Genomic DNA, 14,442 nt, shown 5'->3' with positions numbered 1-14,442 from the left:
CGAAGCCGACGCTCAGCGCGACCGCGTCCACCGAGGCGTCCCCAGTGCCGAGCACCACCGCGCCCAGCCCGGCCGCCACCGAGTCCCCGGCAGGCGGAGGCGGTCCGCAGCCCCAGGGCTCGGCCGGCCGTCCCGCCGCGTCCTGACACCGGAAGAACCTCCGATGACTCCGCGAACCGCCCGCCGGGCGCTGCCCCGGCGCCGCCGGCTGCCGCTGCGCCCGCTGCTGGCCTTCCTGTTCCTCCTCGCCACGCTGGCCATGCTCATGCTGCGCGGCTACGTCCACAACGAGATCCTCGCCGACCACCGCGTGAGGCCCGAGGCACCCGGCGGGCACGTACCCGCCGAGGTCACCGGCGGCGGTCCCGTCATCGACACCCGAGGAGCGCGCACCGACAGCCTCCGGGTGCCGAAGCAGCGCATCGTGCTGACCTTCGACGACGGCCCCGACCCGGCCTGGACGCCCCGCGTCCTCGACGCGCTCAAGCGGAACCACGCGCGGGCCACGTTCTTCGTGACGGGCACGATGACCTCCCGCTATCCCGAGCTGGTCCGGCGCATGGTCGCCGAGGGGCACGAGGTCGGCCTGCACACCTTCAACCACCCCGACCTCTCCTACCAGTCCAAGCGAAGGGTCGACTGGGAGCTGTCCCAGGGGCAGTTGGCCCTCGCGGGCGCGGCCGGCATCCGCAGCTCGCTGTTCCGGCCCCCGTACTCCTCCTTCGCCTCCGCGATGGACGACCGGTCCTGGCCGGTGGCCAGGTACATCGGCGGGCGGGGCTATCTCATCGTGCTCAACGACCGGGACAGCGAGGACTGGCGCAGGCCGGGGGTCGAGGAGATCATCCGCCGGGCCACGCCCGCCAAGGGCAGGGGCGCGGTCGTCCTGATGCACGACTCCGGCGGCGACCGGAGCCAGACCGTCCAGGCGATCGACACCCTGTTGCCCCGACTCCAGGCCGAGGGCTACCGCTTCCAGACCCTCACCCAGGCGCTCGACGCGCCGAGCGCCGACACCCCTGTCACCGGGGTCGGGCTGTGGACCGGCAAGGCGTGGATCGCGCTGGTCAAGGCGGCCGACGACGTCACCACCGGGCTCGTCGTGGGCCTCGCCGTCATCGGCGTCCTGGTCTTCGGCCGGTTCGGGCTGATGCTCCTGCTGTCCGCCGTGCACGCCCGCCGCACCCGCCGCCGCGGCTTCCGCTGGGGCCCGGAGCCGGTCACCGAACCGGTGACCGTGCTGGTCCCCGCGTACAACGAAGCCAAGTGCATCGAGAACACCGTGCGGTCCCTGGTCGGCGGGGAGCACCCGGTGGAGGTCGTCGTGATCGACGACGGCTCCTCCGACGGCACCGCCCGCATCGTGGAGGGGCTCGCGCTGCCCGGCGTCCGGGTGGTCCGGCAGCACAACGCGGGCAAGCCCGCCGCCCTCAACCGGGGCCTGGCGAACGCCCGTCACGACCTGATCGTGATGATGGACGGCGACACGGTCTTCGAGCCCTCCACCGTCCGTGAGCTGGTGCAGCCCTTCGCCGACCCGCGCGTCGGCGCCGTCGCGGGCAACGCCAAGGTCGGCAACAAGGACACCCTCATCGGTGCCTGGCAGCACATCGAGTACGTGATGGGCTTCAACCTGGACCGCCGGATGTACGACGTGCTGCGCTGCATGCCCACCATCCCCGGCGCCGTCGGCGCGTTCCGCCGCACCGCGCTGGAGCGGGTCGGCGGGATGAGCGACGACACCCTCGCCGAGGACACCGACATCACCATGGCCCTGCACCGCGACGGCTGGCGGGTGGTCTACGCGGAGAAGGCCCGCGCCTGGACCGAGGCCCCGGAGTCCGTACGGCAGCTCTGGTCCCAGCGCTACCGCTGGTCCTACGGCACCATGCAGGCCATCTGGAAACACCGCCGGGCCGTACTGGAACGCGGGCCCTCCGGACGGTTCGGCCGGGTCGGACTGCCGCTGGTCTCGCTGTTCATGGTGGTCGCCCCGCTGCTGGCCCCGCTGATCGACCTCTTCCTCGTCTACGGCCTGGTCTTCGGCCCGACCGGCAGGACGATCGCGTCCTGGTTCGCCGTCCTGGCCGTCCAGGCGGTCTGCGCGGCCTACGCCTTCGCGCTGGACCGGGAGCGGCTCACCCCGCTGATCTCCCTGCCGCTCCAGCAACTCCTCTACCGCCAGCTCATGTACGTCGTGCTGCTCCAGTCCTGGATCACGGCACTCACCGGGGGCCGGCTGCGCTGGCAGAAGCTCCGCCGCAAGGGCGGGGTGTCGGCCCCGGTCCCCGCCGAAGGAGCGCTGCGATGACCACGTCACACGAACTGGCCGCACCGGCGCCCGAGTTGCCGCCCGAGCCCGCACCGCGCCGGGCGCCGGTCCGGGACCGCTACTTCGACCTGCTCCGCGCGGTCGCCCTGTTCCGGGTCGTCTTCTACCACCTCATGGGCTGGGCCTGGCTGCCCGTGGTCTTCCCGTCCATGGGCGTGATGTTCGCCCTCGCCGGCAACCTGATGGCCCGCTCCCTGAAGCGCCCGGCCGTGGACGTCGTACGCGGCCGGCTGCGCCGGCTGCTGCCTCCGCTCTGGCTGCTGGGCGCGCTCGGGGTGTCCGGCATGGTGCTCCAGGGGTGGCGTCCGGACGCCGAGGGGCACCCCGGCTGGTGGTTCGTCCACCTCGGCTTCTGGGTGCTGCCGCTGAGCGACCCGCCGTACGCGGGCACGCTGCCCGGCGTCCACGGGGTGCTCGGCCCGGACTGGGCGGCCGAGCTGGCCGGACCGCTCTGGTACCTCCGCGCCTATCTGTGGTTCGTGCTGCTCTCCCCGCTTCTGCTGGCCGCGCTGAAGTCGATCCCGTGGACCACCGTGCTGGCCCCGGTCGCGCTGGCCGCCGCCTTCGAGTTCGGCCACCTCCAGCTCCCCGGCGAGCGCATCCCGTCGGCGCTGACCGACTTCAGCACCTTCGGCGCCTGCTGGATTCTCGGCATGGCCCACCAGCAGGGGGTCCTGAAGCGCATCCCGCGGTACGTGGTGCCGTCCGTCGCCCCGGTCGTCGCCGGGCTCGGCCTCTGGTACGGGCTCACGCACGGCTTCCGGCAGGGGCACGACCTGGACGACATCCCGTTCGCCCAGTCCCTGTGGTCGCTGGCCACCGTGCTGCTCCTGCTCCACATCAGCCCCACCTGGACGGAGTGGCCCCGCCTGCTGCGCCCCTTCGACCGCCTGGTCACCCTGCTCAACTCTCGCGCCGTGACCATCTATCTCTGGCACAACCTCTGCATCCTGGTCGCCTCCACCCTCTGGGACCAGCTCTGGCGCTACGACGTCCTCGACGAGAAGTGCCCCTGGCTCCTGGAGAGCCCCTGGCCCGTCCTCGCCCTCACCTGGGTTCTGGTCTGCGGCTGCGTCGTCACCTTCGGGTGGGCGGAGGACCTGGCGGCGAAACGGAAGCCCCAGCTCTGGCCGGACGGACGCCCGCGCCCGGCCAGCCGTCACCGCGCGGCCTGACCCCGCCGGGGTACGGGGGGTTCCGGCCGCCGGTCGGGAGGCGCACTGTGGAGGGGAGCGAGAAGACGCCCTCCTGCCCAGGCGGTGACGCAGCGCATGGCACTCGGTACGCCCCGATTCGACGCCGGGCGAAGTTGCCTGGACCTGCTGGCCACCGCGCACCCCGAGGAACGGATCGGCACGGCCGGGGAGTTGGCGGCCTGGGTGATCGGGGCCGGGCTGGTGCCGGCGGGGACTTTGCTGGGGCAGGCGGACGGGGGATGGGTCGCGCGGTTCCTGGAACTGCGGTGGCACACGGAGAGGTCGATACGGGCCTCCCGCGCCCCCGCCGACTCCCTGGACCGGATCAACCGCACCGCACGCGCCGCCGCACCCCCCGCCGTCCGGGCCGTCGCCCAGCAGCACGGGCCGCTCGTCAGGGAGCTGGCCGAGATGCCCACGGCCGCCGCCCTCCTCTCCCTCCTCGCGCGCGACGCCATCGACCTCCTCACCGACCCCCTCGCGCGGGCGGCCGTGCGTGAATGCGCGGGGGAGGGGTGCCCGTTGCTGTATCTGGACACCTCGCGCGGGCGCCGCAGGCGATGGTGCTCCAGTGAGGTGTGCGGGAACCGCGAGCGGGTCGCCCGGCACCGGAGGCGGGTCGCGCTCGCGCGGTCCTGAACGTCCGGGTACGGCCCAAGTGCCGGAAAGACACATTCACTTGAACCGTGTGATTTGGGCAACACGGGGTTTGCCTGACCACAAGTCAGGGCAGCGCCAGCCCACTTGACGCCGTGTCGGAAATGTAAAGATCGCGCGGTGAGAATGTGCGCGCATGTCCCGCTCGTCACACCCTCCTTGAGAAAAACACCACCTCACCTTGAACAACCGCGCCTCCCGCCCCGTACGAAGGGGCGAGCGACCGACGGGGGCAAGCCCCGGACACCGGAGGTGGGCGTGCGCAAGGATGCGGCCGTGGCCAATGAACGTGGATCGAGGGCCCGACATCGCATGTCCTCGCAGCCCTCACAGTCGTCGGAACCCGACGAGGAGTTGATGCGTGCCCTGTACCGGGAGCACGCAGGACCGCTCCTCGCCTACGTCCTCCGGCTGGTCGCCGGTGACCGCCAGCGCGCCGAGGACGTCGTACAGGAAACGCTCATCCGTGCCTGGAAGAACGCCGGTCAGCTCAATCGGGCGACCGGTTCGGTACGCCCCTGGCTGGTGACGGTCGCCCGGCGCATCGTCATCGACGGCCACCGCAGCCGGCAGGCCCGGCCGCAGGAGGTCGATCCGTCGCCGCTGGAGGTCATCCCCGCGGAGGACGAGATCGACAAGGCGCTGTGGCTGATGACGCTGACGGACGCGCTCGACGACCTGACCCCGGCCCACCGGGAGGTGCTCGTCGAGACCTACTTCAAGGGGCGTACCGTCAACGAGGCGGCCCAGACCCTCGGGATACCCAGCGGCACAGTCCGCTCACGGGTGTTCTACGCCCTGCGATCGATGAAGCTGGCGCTGGAGGAGCGGGGGGTGACGGCGTGATGAGCGTGTACGGGGGAATGCGAGGATTCGGCGCGGGGAGTACGGGTATGTCTGGCCCCATGCAGGGATCTCCGGTGCCGAACGAGCACGAGACCGTCGGCGCCTACGCCCTCGGGATTCTCGACGACACCGAGGCGACCGCGTTCGAGACGCACCTCGCGGGCTGCGAGTGGTGCGCCCAGCAACTGGACGAACTCGCGGGGATGGAGCCCATGCTGGCCGCCCTCGCCGACCTGCCGGGCACCGGCAGCACCCCGGTCATCGGGGAGTCGCTGTCCGCGCGGCCCACCCCGAGACTGGTCGAGAAGCTGGTCGACGAGGTCGCCGAGCGGCGCGCGAGCAAGCGGCGCCGCGGCTTCTACCTGGTCGCCGCCGCGGCCGCGCTGATCATCGGCGGCCCGGTGGCCGTGATGTCGGTGAGCGGTGGTGGCACGAGTCAGACGGCGACCCCGCTGGCTGCCTCCGCCAAGGACCACTTCGACCAGTTGCCCACCAAGGTCACCGGCACCGACGCCGGCACCGGCGTCTCCGCGACCGTCGCCCTGCAGGGCAAGGCGTGGGGCACCGACGCGGTGCTGCGGCTGGGCGGGGTCAAGGGCGAGCTGAAGTGCTCCCTGATCGCGGTGGGCAAGAACGGCGAGCGGCAGACGCTCGGCTCCTGGAGCGTGCCCAAGGACGGCTACGGCCTCCCGGACGCCAGGACCGAGCAGGCCCGCAACCCCCTGTTCATCGGGGGCGGCACCGCTCTCCAGCCCGGAGAGATCGACCACTTCGACGTCATGACCCTGGACGGCAAGAAGCTCGTCCAAGTGGACGCCTAGTGGCTGCTGGAATCACGCCCGCGTAGCTTTGCCGGGTCCTCTTCGCGTACGGTTGACGGCTGCCCAGCACGTCAGAAGGGGGCCCGGTGGCCGCTCAGGTTCAGCATTCCGCGGTCGGCTCGGTTAACGGCGCGAACGACTCCGTACGGGACCGAGAGATCAGCGTCGAACAGGAACACCTGGACCGGGTGTACCGGCGGCTCGAGGAGAAGATCCACGAGGCCGAGTTCCTGATGCACGACGCGGCCCAGCGCGGCCACGTGGGGACGCCGGGCGCGCTGGCCGAGCGGGACGCGCAGGTCTTCCGGGCCGGTATCCACCTCAACCGGCTCAACAACGAGTTCGAGGACTTCCTCTTCGGCCGGGTCGACCTGCTCCAGGGCAAGGACGGCAAAAAGGGCCCGGACGGCGCGTACACCGCCGTCGAGCCCGCCGAGGGGGCCGTACGCCCGGACAACACGGCCGACATCGCCGAGACCCTGCACATCGGGCGGATCGGTGTCCTGGACGAGGACTACTCACCGCTGGTCATCGACTGGCGGGCGCCGGCCGCCGCCCCGTTCTACCGCTCCACTCCCGTCGACCCCGGCCGGGTCGTGCGGCGCCGGGTCATCCGCTCCAAGGGCCGCCGCGTCCTCGGGGTCGAGGACGACCTGATGCGCCCCGAGCTGAAGGCCACCCTGGACGGCGAGGAGCTGCCCGTCATCGGCGACGGCGCGCTGATGGCCGCCCTCGGCCAGGCGCGCGGGCACACCATGCGGGACATCGTCTCCTCGATCCAGGCCGAGCAGGACCAGGTCATCCGCGCCCCCGCCGCCTCCGTCACCTACGTGGAGGGCGGTCCCGGCACCGGCAAGACCGCCGTCGCCCTGCACCGCGCGGCCTATCTGCTCTACCAGGACCGCAGACGCTACGCGGGCGGCATCCTGATCGTCTCGCCGACCCCGCTGCTGGTGGCCTACACCGAGGGCGTGCTGCCCTCCCTCGGCGAGGAGGGCCAGGTCGCCATCCGCGCGATCGGCTCGCTGGTCGACGGTGTCGAGGCCACGCTCCACGACTCCCCGGCCATCGCCCGCGCCAAGGGCTCGTACCGGATGCTGAAGGTGCTGCGCCGGGCGGCACGCGGCGCCCTCGAACTCGGCACCGACGCCGACGCCCTGCCCGACCGGCTCCGCGTCGTCGCCTTCGGCCGCCGCCTGGAACTGGAATCCCGGGAGCTGGAGTCCGTCCGCCGCACCGCTCTCGGCGGCACCGCCCCCGTCAACCTGCTCCGCCCCCGTGCCCGCAAGCTGCTGCTGGACGCCCTGTGGGCCAAGTCCGGCGCCGCCTCCCGGCACACCGACCCGGAGCTGGCCGCCGAGCTGCGCGCCTCCTTCGACGAGGACGTGGCCGACGAGGACACCTTCATCGCCTTCCTCGACGCCTGGTGGCCCGAGCTGACCCCCAAGGGCGTCCTCGCCGCCATGGCCGACGAGAAGCGGCTCGGCCGCTGGGCCCGCCGGGTGCTCAACCCCGGCGAGGTCCGCAAGGTCGCCCGCGCGCTGAAGCGGGACGGCTTCTCCGTGCACGACATCGCCATGCTGGATGAACTCCAGGCGATCCTCGGCGCCCCCGCCCGCCCCCGCAGGAAGCGCGAACTCGACCCGCTGGACCAGCTCACCGGCCTGGAGGAGCTGATGCCGGTGCGCGAGGAGACCCAGCGCGAGCGCGCCGAGCGGCTCGCCCAGGAGCGCACCGAGTACGCGCACGTCATCGTGGACGAGGCGCAGGACCTCACCCCGATGCAGTGGCGCATGGTCGGCCGCCGGGGCCGGCACGCCACCTGGACGGTCGTCGGCGACCCCGCCCAGTCCTCCTGGTCCGACCCGGACGAGGCGGCCGAGGCCCGCGACGAGGCCCTGGGCTCCAGACCCCGGCGCCGCTTCGAGCTGACCGTCAACTACCGCAACCCCGCCGAGATCGCCGAGCTGGCCGCCAAGGTGCTCGCCCTCGCCATGCCCGGCTCCGCGTCCCCCCGCGCCGTACGCTCCACCGGCGTCCAGCCGCGCTTCGAGGTCGCCGGGGACTCCCTGGCCGCCACCGTCCGCGCGGAGGCCGAGCGGCTGCTGTCCCTGGTCGACGGCACCGTCGGCGTCGTCGTCGCCATGAACCGGCGCGAGGAGGCCCGCCGCTGGCTCGCCGGGCTCGGGGACCGCGTGGTCGCCCTCGGCAGCCTGGAGGCCAAGGGCCTGGAGTACGACGCGACCGTGGTCGTCTCCCCGGCCGAGATCGCCGACGAGTCCCCGGCCGGCCTGCGCGTGCTGTACGTCGCCCTCACCCGCGCGACCCAGCAGCTCACCGTGGTCTCCGGCGACCGCGACGAGCCCGACACGGCCCGCGTCCCGGACCTGCTGCGGGACTGAACGGGGACTGTTTTCGAGAACCCCGCGCACGGGGGAATGCCCCTGGGGGTGCGTTTGTTAGCCTTGTCGTGACACCGGCCCGATCCAAGCCCCCGGGCCCAACCTTCGTCGCTACGAGCGACCACTTGCCGCGAGGCGAGCATGGCGGGTCGGTGTCATGAATGTGAGCGAGAGGCCCACGTCCCTGTGACGTGGGCCTCTCGTCTTGGGTGACGGCCCGAGAACACAACGTCCGCAATCGGAGCCGACTACCACGTACTCGGCGGTAGGTGCGACGATCGGACGGCACAACACGCGACACGGTGAAAGCAGAGGAAGTCGGCCATGGCAACGGCGCCCAGCGTCTCCTACTCGATGACGGTCCGGTTGGAGGTGCCCGCGAGCGGAACGGCCGTATCGCAGCTCACCACCGCCGTCGAGTCCTCCGGAGGCTCGGTCACCGGCCTCGACGTCACCGCCTCCGGGCACGAAAAGCTCCGGATCGACGTCACCATCGCGGCCAGCTCCACCGCGCACGCCGACGAGATCGTCGAAGAGCTGCGGAACATCGAGGGCGTCACGCTCGGCAAGGTCTCCGACCGTACGTTCCTCATGCACCTCGGCGGCAAGATCGAGATGCAGTCCAAGCACCCCATCCGCAACCGTGACGACCTCTCCATGGTCTACACGCCCGGTGTGGCCCGCGTCTGCATGGCCATCGCGGAGAACCCCGAGGACGCCCGGCGCCTGACCATCAAGCGCAACTCCGTTGCGGTCGTGACGGACGGTTCCGCGGTGCTCGGCCTCGGCAACATCGGCCCCAAGGCCGCGCTGCCGGTCATGGAGGGCAAGGCGGCCCTGTTCAAGCGGTTCGCCGGCATCGACGCCTGGCCGCTGTGCCTGGACACCCAGGACACCGACGCGATCGTGGAGATCGTCAAGGCCATCGCCCCCGGCTTCGCGGGCATCAACCTGGAGGACATCTCCGCCCCCCGCTGCTTCGAGATCGAGGCCCGGCTGCGCGAGGCCCTGGACATCCCGGTCTTCCACGACGACCAGCACGGCACCGCCATCGTCGTGCTCGCCGCGCTGACCAACGCGCTGCGTGTCACCGGCCGTTCGATGGAGTCCATCCGGGTCGTCATGTCCGGCGCCGGAGCGGCCGGTACGGCCATCCTGAAGCTGCTGCTGGCCGCGGGCGTCAAGAACGCCGTCGTCGCCGACATCCACGGCGTGGTGCACGCCGGCCGCGAGGACCTGGTGGACGCCCCCGCCGACTCCCCGCTGCGCTGGATCGCGGACAACACCAACCCCGAGGGTCTCACCGGCACCCTCAAGGAGGCCGTGCGCGGCGCCGACGTCTTCATCGGCGTCTCCGCCCCGAACGTCCTGGACGGCACCGACGTGGCCGCCATGGCGGACGGCGCGATCGTCTTCGCACTGGCGAACCCGGACCCCGAGGTCGACCCCGCCGTGGCCCGGCAGACGGCCGCCGTGGTGGCCACCGGCCGCTCGGACTTCCCCAACCAGATCAACAACGTGCTGGTCTTCCCCGGTGTCTTCCGGGGCCTGCTGGACGCCCAGTCCCGCACCGTCAACACCGAGATGATGCTCGCCGCCGCGCAGGCCCTCGCCAACGTGGTGACGGAGGACGAGCTGAACCCGAACTACATCGTCCCCAGCGTCTTCAACGACAAGGTCGCGGGCGCGGTGGCCGGGGCCGTCCGGGAGGCCGCCAAGGCGGCCGGAGCGGCGTCCTAGCAGTGCTTGCCGTAGGGTCGGGGAGGTTGTGGGACCGACGCGGCCTCCCCTACGGCGAGTCGTCGGTTCCCCGGTCGTGACGCCCTCTAGGGTGTCGGCGGGGCAGGCGCTTTTCCTGTGACTCCCCAGGGTGGTCTCATGACTCCTACGGGTGCCGGATTGGCTTTCCCGCCGCAGGTAGGGGCAGGATGCGTCTCTGGGCGCGAGCGCATCGGCATCGATCTCACCTCACGCCTCATCGGCAAGAAGAACACGGGAGTAAGAACATGAACCGCAGTGAGCTGGTGGCCGCGCTGGCCGACCGCGCCGAGGTGACCCGCAAGGACGCCGACGCCGTGCTGGCCGCGTTCGCCGAGGTCGTCGGCGACATCGTCTCCAAGGGAGACGAGAAGGTCACCATCCCCGGCTTCCTGACCTTCGAGCGCACCCACCGTGCCGCTCGTACCGCGCGCAACCCGCAGACCGGTGAGCCCATCAACATCCCGGCCGGCTACAGCGTGAAGGTCTCCGCGGGCTCGAAGCTCAAGGAAGCCGCCAAGGGCAAGTAAGCGCTCCGCTCGGGGCACCGGGCAACTGGGCGCCGCCGTGATCTGCGGGCCGCCCCTGGCTTGTCGCGCAGTTCCCCGCGCCCCTTACGGGGCACGCCCCAGTGGGCGAAGTCGAAATGGGCGGCCCCCCTGTCACCAGGGGGGTCGCCCATTTGCGTGCGCGGGACCCGTCAGCCGAGCGCCTTGCCGGGGAGTTCGACCTTCGCGCCCAGCTCCACGAGCTTCTCCATGAAGTTCTCGTAGCCGCGGTTGATCAGGTCGATGCCGTGGACGCGCGAGGTGCCCTCGGCGGCGAGGGCCGCGATGAGGTACGAGAAGCCGCCGCGCAGGTCGGGGATGACCAGGTCGGCGCCCTGCAGCTTGGTCGGGCCGGAGACGACCGCCGAGTGCAGGAAGTTCCGCGCGCCGAAGCGGCAGTGCGAGCCGCCCAGGCACTCGCGGTAGAGCTGGATGTGCGCGCCCATCTGGTTCAGCGCCGAGGTGAAGCCGAGCCGGGACTCGTACACCGTCTCGTGGACGATGGACAGGCCCGTGGCCTGGGTGAGGGCCACCACCAGCGGCTGCTGCCAGTCGGTCTGGAAGCCGGGGTGCACGTCCGTCTCCAGCGCGATGGACTTGAGCTGGCCGCCGGGGTGCCAGAAGCGGATGCCCTCGTCGTCGATCTCGAAGGCGCCGCCGACCTTGCGGTAGGTGTTCAGGAACGTCATCATCGAGCGCTGCTGGGCGCCCCGGACGTAGATGTTGCCGCCGGTCGCGAGCGCCGCGGAAGCCCAGGAGGCCGCCTCCAGGCGGTCCGGGAGGGCGCGGTGGTTGTAGCCGCCGAGCGAGTCCACACCGGTGATGCGGATCGTCCGGTCGGTGTCCATGGCGATGATCGCGCCCATCTTCTGCAGCACGCAGATGAGGTCCTCGATCTCGGGCTCCACGGCCGCGTTGGACAGCTCGGTGACACCCTCGGCCAGCACGGCCGTCAGCAGCACCTGCTCGGTGGCGCCCACCGACGGGTACGGCAGCTCGATCTTCGTGCCGCGCAGCCGCTGCGGGGCCTCCAGGTACTGGCCGTCCGCCCGCTTCTCGATGGTCGCGCCGAACTGGCGCAGCACGTCGAAGTGGAAGTCGATCGGCCGGCCGCCGATGTCGCAGCCGCCGAGACCGGGGATGAAGGCGTGGCCCAGGCGGTGCAGCAGCGGGCCGCAGAACAGGATCGGGATACGGCTGGAACCCGCGTGGGCGTCGATGTCGGCGACGTTCGCGCTCTCGACGTAGGTCGGGTCCAGGATCAGCTCACCCGGCTCCTCGCCCGGCCGCACCGTCACGCCGTGCAACTGGAGCAGGCCGCGCACGACCCGCACGTCTCGGATGTCCGGGACATTGCGCAGGCGGCTGGGCGCGCTGCCCAGAAGGGCGGCGACCATGGCCTTCGGCACGAGGTTCTTCGCACCGCGGACACGGATCTCGCCCTCCAGCGGGGTTCCGCCGTGGACAAGCAGGACATCGTCGTTGACGGTCATGAATCTCGCGTTCCGATGAGTCGGGCAGGGGTCGGCCGATCACTTTGCGCAGGGGCCGGAGAGACAGGGTAATCGCCGATCACCCTTCGTCCGTAAGCCCGAGTACCCGCCAGCCGTGTCACAACACGAACCGTTTCCCCGCAGGCACGTCGGGTCACCGGACCGCCGGGTCTCCGTACGGGCGTGCTTGCTGTTCATGCGCCTTGCGGCCCCCACGCGGGCGCAAGATGCGGGATCATGTCTGGCATGACCGAGGTGTCCTCGCTCACAGGGCGGCTGCTCGTGGCAACCCCCGCTCTGGCGGACCCGAACTTCGACCGCGCGGTCGTGCTTCTCCTCGACCACGACGAGGAGGGCTCCCTGGGTGTGGTCCTCAACCGCCCCACCCCGGTGGACGTGCGGGACGTGCTGGCCGGCTGGGCGGCCCTGGCGGGCGAGCCCGGCGTGGTCTTCCAGGGCGGCCCCGTCTCGCTGGACTCCGCGCTCGGTGTCGCCGTGATCCCCGGCAGCGGGGAGGGGGAGAGCGCGGTCCCGCTCGGCTGGCGCCGGGTGCACGGCGCGATCGGTCTGGTCGACCTGGAGACCCCGCCCGAGCTGGTCGCCTCCGCCCTCGGCGCGCTGCGCATCTTCGCCGGGTACGCGGGCTGGGGGCCGGGCCAGCTCCAGGACGAGCTGGACCAGGGCGCCTGGTACGTGGTCGAGTCCGAGCCCGGTGACATCTCCTCCCCGGAGCCCGAACGGCTGTGGCGCGAGGTGCTGCGACGGCAGCGCGGAGACCTGGCGATGGTGGCCACCTATCCGGACGACCCGTCGCTCAACTGATGGCCGTGAGCTTCAGTACCCTTGGCGGTATGAGCACTCTTGAGCCCGAGCGCGGGACTGGTACGGGGACCCTCGTCGAGCCGACGCCACAGGTGTCCCACGGCGACGGCGACCATGAGCGCTTCGCCCACTACGTCCAGAAGGACAAGATCATGGCGAGCGCCCTGGACGGCACCCCCGTCGTGGCGCTGTGCGGCAAGGTCTGGGTGCCGGGCCGCGACCCGAAGAAGTACCCCGTCTGCCCCATGTGCAAAGAGATCTACGAGTCCATGAGCAGCGGTGGCGACAAGGGCGGGGACAAGGACAAGAAGTAACCCGTCCTGCCCCACCCCGCTCCCTCGCGGATTGCCTCCGGCGCCCTTCCCCGTGATTTTCGCGCGTGTTTCACCGGGCGCCGGGGCAACGTCCCCCTGATACGGATTCCAGGCTGTGCGCCGAGGTATTGCGGGGGCTGAAGTGACCGGTGGGATTCCTGAGCTGATTCCGGCGCCCGCGGAGGCGTACGGGGAACCGGGCGAGGGATTCGCCCTCGGTCCCGGCACCGGTCTGGCCGTCGTGGGGGAGGGCGCCGAGGGCACCGCGCGCTGGCTGCGCGCCACCCTGGGCGCGGCCACCGGCTTTCCCCTGCCCCCGGCCGACGGCACCGGAGAGAACGCCGTACGGCTCACCGTCGACCCGCTTCTCACCGGGGAACTGGGCGCCGAGGGCTACCGGCTCGACGTCACGCCCACCGGCGCCGACCTGCGCGGGGGCGGTCCGGCCGGGCTGTTCTGGGGCGCCCAGACGCTCCGGCAACTGCTCGGCCCCGACGCCTTCCGGCGCGCCCCGCTGCCCGGCCGGACCTGGCGGCTGCCGCCGGTGCGGATCAGCGACACGCCTCGCTTCGGCTGGCGCGGCCTGCTGCTCGACGTGGCCCGGCACTTCATGCCCAAGGAAGGCGTGCTGCGCTATCTCGATCTGCTGGCCGCGCACAAACTCAACGTCCTGCACCTGCACCTGACGGACGATCAGGGCTGGCGCATCGAGATCGAGCGCCACCCCCGGCTCACCGAGATCGGCTCCTGGCGCGCGCGGACCAAATTCGGCCACCGATCGTCCTCCCTCTGGGAGGCGAAACCGCACGGCGGCCACTACACCCGGGACGACATCCGGGAGATCGTCTCCTACGCCGCCGAACGGCATATCACCGTCGTCCCGGAAATCGATCTTCCCGGCCACTCCCAGGCCGCCATCGCCGCCTACCCGGAACTCGGCAACACCGACGCCGTCGACACCGCCGTCGACACCGCCGCCGTCACCGTCCGGGACGACTGGGGGATCTCCCCGCACGTGCTCGCCCCCACCGAGGCCGTCCTCGAGTTCTACGAGGGCGTGCTGGAGGAGGTGCTGGCGCTGTTCCCCTCGCCCTTCGTGCACCTCGGCGGCGACGAGTGCCCTCCCGGCCAGTGGCGGAAGTCGGCCACCGCGAGGGCCCGCGCCGCCGAACTCGGGCTCGCGGACGTGGACGGGCTGCGCTCCTGGTTCGCCGGCCACTTCGGCGCCTGGCTGGCCGCGCGCGGGCGCCGGA

Annotated in this window: 12 protein-coding genes; 11 read left to right on the top strand and 1 reads right to left on the bottom strand. The window is 71.6% G+C overall.

The genetic code is table 11. The features are described from left to right. Positions 1-163 precede the first annotated feature (163 nt). From GT030_RS02660 to GT030_RS02625, 8 genes are all read left to right on the top strand, one after another. Positions 164-2,311, top strand: a complete 2,148-nt coding sequence (locus GT030_RS02660) for a bifunctional polysaccharide deacetylase/glycosyltransferase family 2 protein (protein WP_161199634.1) — start codon at positions 164-166, stop codon at positions 2,309-2,311. Beyond that, positions 2,308-3,507 carry an acyltransferase family protein gene (locus tag GT030_RS02655; protein ID WP_161199633.1) on the top strand — a complete coding sequence of 400 codons (1,200 nt, stop codon included), beginning with the start codon at positions 2,308-2,310 and terminating at the stop codon, positions 3,505-3,507. Before GT030_RS02660 ends, GT030_RS02655 begins: the two co-directional genes overlap by 4 nt. Before the next feature lie 96 nt (positions 3,508-3,603). Next, positions 3,604-4,167: a CGNR zinc finger domain-containing protein gene (locus GT030_RS02650; RefSeq protein ID WP_161199632.1), complete on the top strand. Its 564-nt coding sequence runs from the start codon at positions 3,604-3,606 to the stop codon at positions 4,165-4,167. Between the two features lie 270 nt (positions 4,168-4,437). Beyond that, the gene (locus tag GT030_RS02645) at positions 4,438-5,031 is read left to right on the top strand and encodes a sigma-70 family RNA polymerase sigma factor (protein ID WP_030810966.1); all 594 of its coding nucleotides are present in this window, start codon (positions 4,438-4,440) and stop codon (positions 5,029-5,031) included. A 47-nt stretch (positions 5,032-5,078) separates the two neighbouring features. Then, complete coding sequence (locus GT030_RS02640; protein ID WP_272920651.1) at positions 5,079-5,852, top strand: zf-HC2 domain-containing protein; 774 nt, start codon at positions 5,079-5,081, stop codon at positions 5,850-5,852. Positions 5,853-5,938: 86 nt separating this feature from the next. Next, positions 5,939-8,254, top strand: coding sequence for a UvrD-helicase domain-containing protein (locus GT030_RS02635; RefSeq protein WP_161199630.1), 2,316 nt, complete (start codon positions 5,939-5,941; stop codon positions 8,252-8,254). A gap of 324 nt (positions 8,255-8,578) precedes the next feature. Next, positions 8,579-9,994 carry an NAD-dependent malic enzyme gene (locus GT030_RS02630; protein WP_161199629.1) on the top strand — a complete coding sequence of 472 codons (1,416 nt, stop codon included), beginning with the start codon at positions 8,579-8,581 and terminating at the stop codon, positions 9,992-9,994. 266 nt (positions 9,995-10,260) lie between these two features. Next, positions 10,261-10,542, top strand: coding sequence for an HU family DNA-binding protein (locus tag GT030_RS02625; protein WP_067001509.1), 282 nt, complete (start codon positions 10,261-10,263; stop codon positions 10,540-10,542). Between the two features lie 170 nt (positions 10,543-10,712). On the opposite strand, the gene murA is transcribed toward GT030_RS02625, so the two are convergent. Beyond that, entirely contained in the window at positions 10,713-12,053 is a 1,341-nt protein-coding gene (murA, locus tag GT030_RS02620) for a UDP-N-acetylglucosamine 1-carboxyvinyltransferase (protein WP_161199628.1), read from the bottom strand. A gap of 246 nt (positions 12,054-12,299) precedes the next feature. Between murA and GT030_RS02615 the strand changes: the two genes are divergently transcribed. The 3 genes from GT030_RS02615 to GT030_RS02605 all read left to right on the top strand — a co-directional run. After that, positions 12,300-12,875, top strand: a complete 576-nt coding sequence (locus GT030_RS02615; RefSeq protein ID WP_161199627.1) for a YqgE/AlgH family protein — start codon at positions 12,300-12,302, stop codon at positions 12,873-12,875. Positions 12,876-12,904: 29 nt separating this feature from the next. Then, a complete protein-coding gene (locus GT030_RS02610) occupies positions 12,905-13,189 on the top strand; it encodes a DUF3039 domain-containing protein (RefSeq protein WP_030810948.1) in 285 nt (94 codons plus the stop codon). 154 nt (positions 13,190-13,343) lie between these two features. After that, positions 13,344-14,442 (top strand): beta-N-acetylhexosaminidase (locus tag GT030_RS02605; protein ID WP_346009544.1); only part of this gene is annotated, 1,099 nt, incomplete at its 3' end.

The sequence above is a fragment of the Streptomyces sp. SID1328 genome (genome assembly GCF_009865595.1).
Classification (GTDB): domain Bacteria; phylum Actinomycetota; class Actinomycetes; order Streptomycetales; family Streptomycetaceae; genus Streptomyces; species Streptomyces griseoluteus.
This window is presented reverse-complemented; position numbering and strand designations above follow the sequence as displayed.

Bases quoted from the DNA above. Each gene is read 5' to 3' on its own strand.
- GT030_RS02660 (WP_161199634.1), top strand. From the start codon at position 164: ATGACTCCGCGAACCGCCCGCCGGGCGCTGCCCCGGCGCCGCCGGCTG.
- GT030_RS02655 (WP_161199633.1), top strand. From the start codon at position 2,308: ATGACCACGTCACACGAACTGGCCGCACCGGCGCCCGAGTTGCCGCCC.
- GT030_RS02650 (WP_161199632.1), top strand. From the start codon at position 3,604: ATGGCACTCGGTACGCCCCGATTCGACGCCGGGCGAAGTTGCCTGGAC.
- GT030_RS02640 (WP_272920651.1), top strand. From the start codon at position 5,079: ATGTCTGGCCCCATGCAGGGATCTCCGGTGCCGAACGAGCACGAGACC.
- GT030_RS02630 (WP_161199629.1), top strand. From the start codon at position 8,579: ATGGCAACGGCGCCCAGCGTCTCCTACTCGATGACGGTCCGGTTGGAG.
- GT030_RS02625 (WP_067001509.1), top strand. From the start codon at position 10,261: ATGAACCGCAGTGAGCTGGTGGCCGCGCTGGCCGACCGCGCCGAGGTG.
- murA (WP_161199628.1), bottom strand. From the start codon at position 12,053: ATGACCGTCAACGACGATGTCCTGCTTGTCCACGGCGGAACCCCGCTG.
- GT030_RS02615 (WP_161199627.1), top strand. From the start codon at position 12,300: ATGACCGAGGTGTCCTCGCTCACAGGGCGGCTGCTCGTGGCAACCCCC.
- GT030_RS02610 (WP_030810948.1), top strand. From the start codon at position 12,905: ATGAGCACTCTTGAGCCCGAGCGCGGGACTGGTACGGGGACCCTCGTC.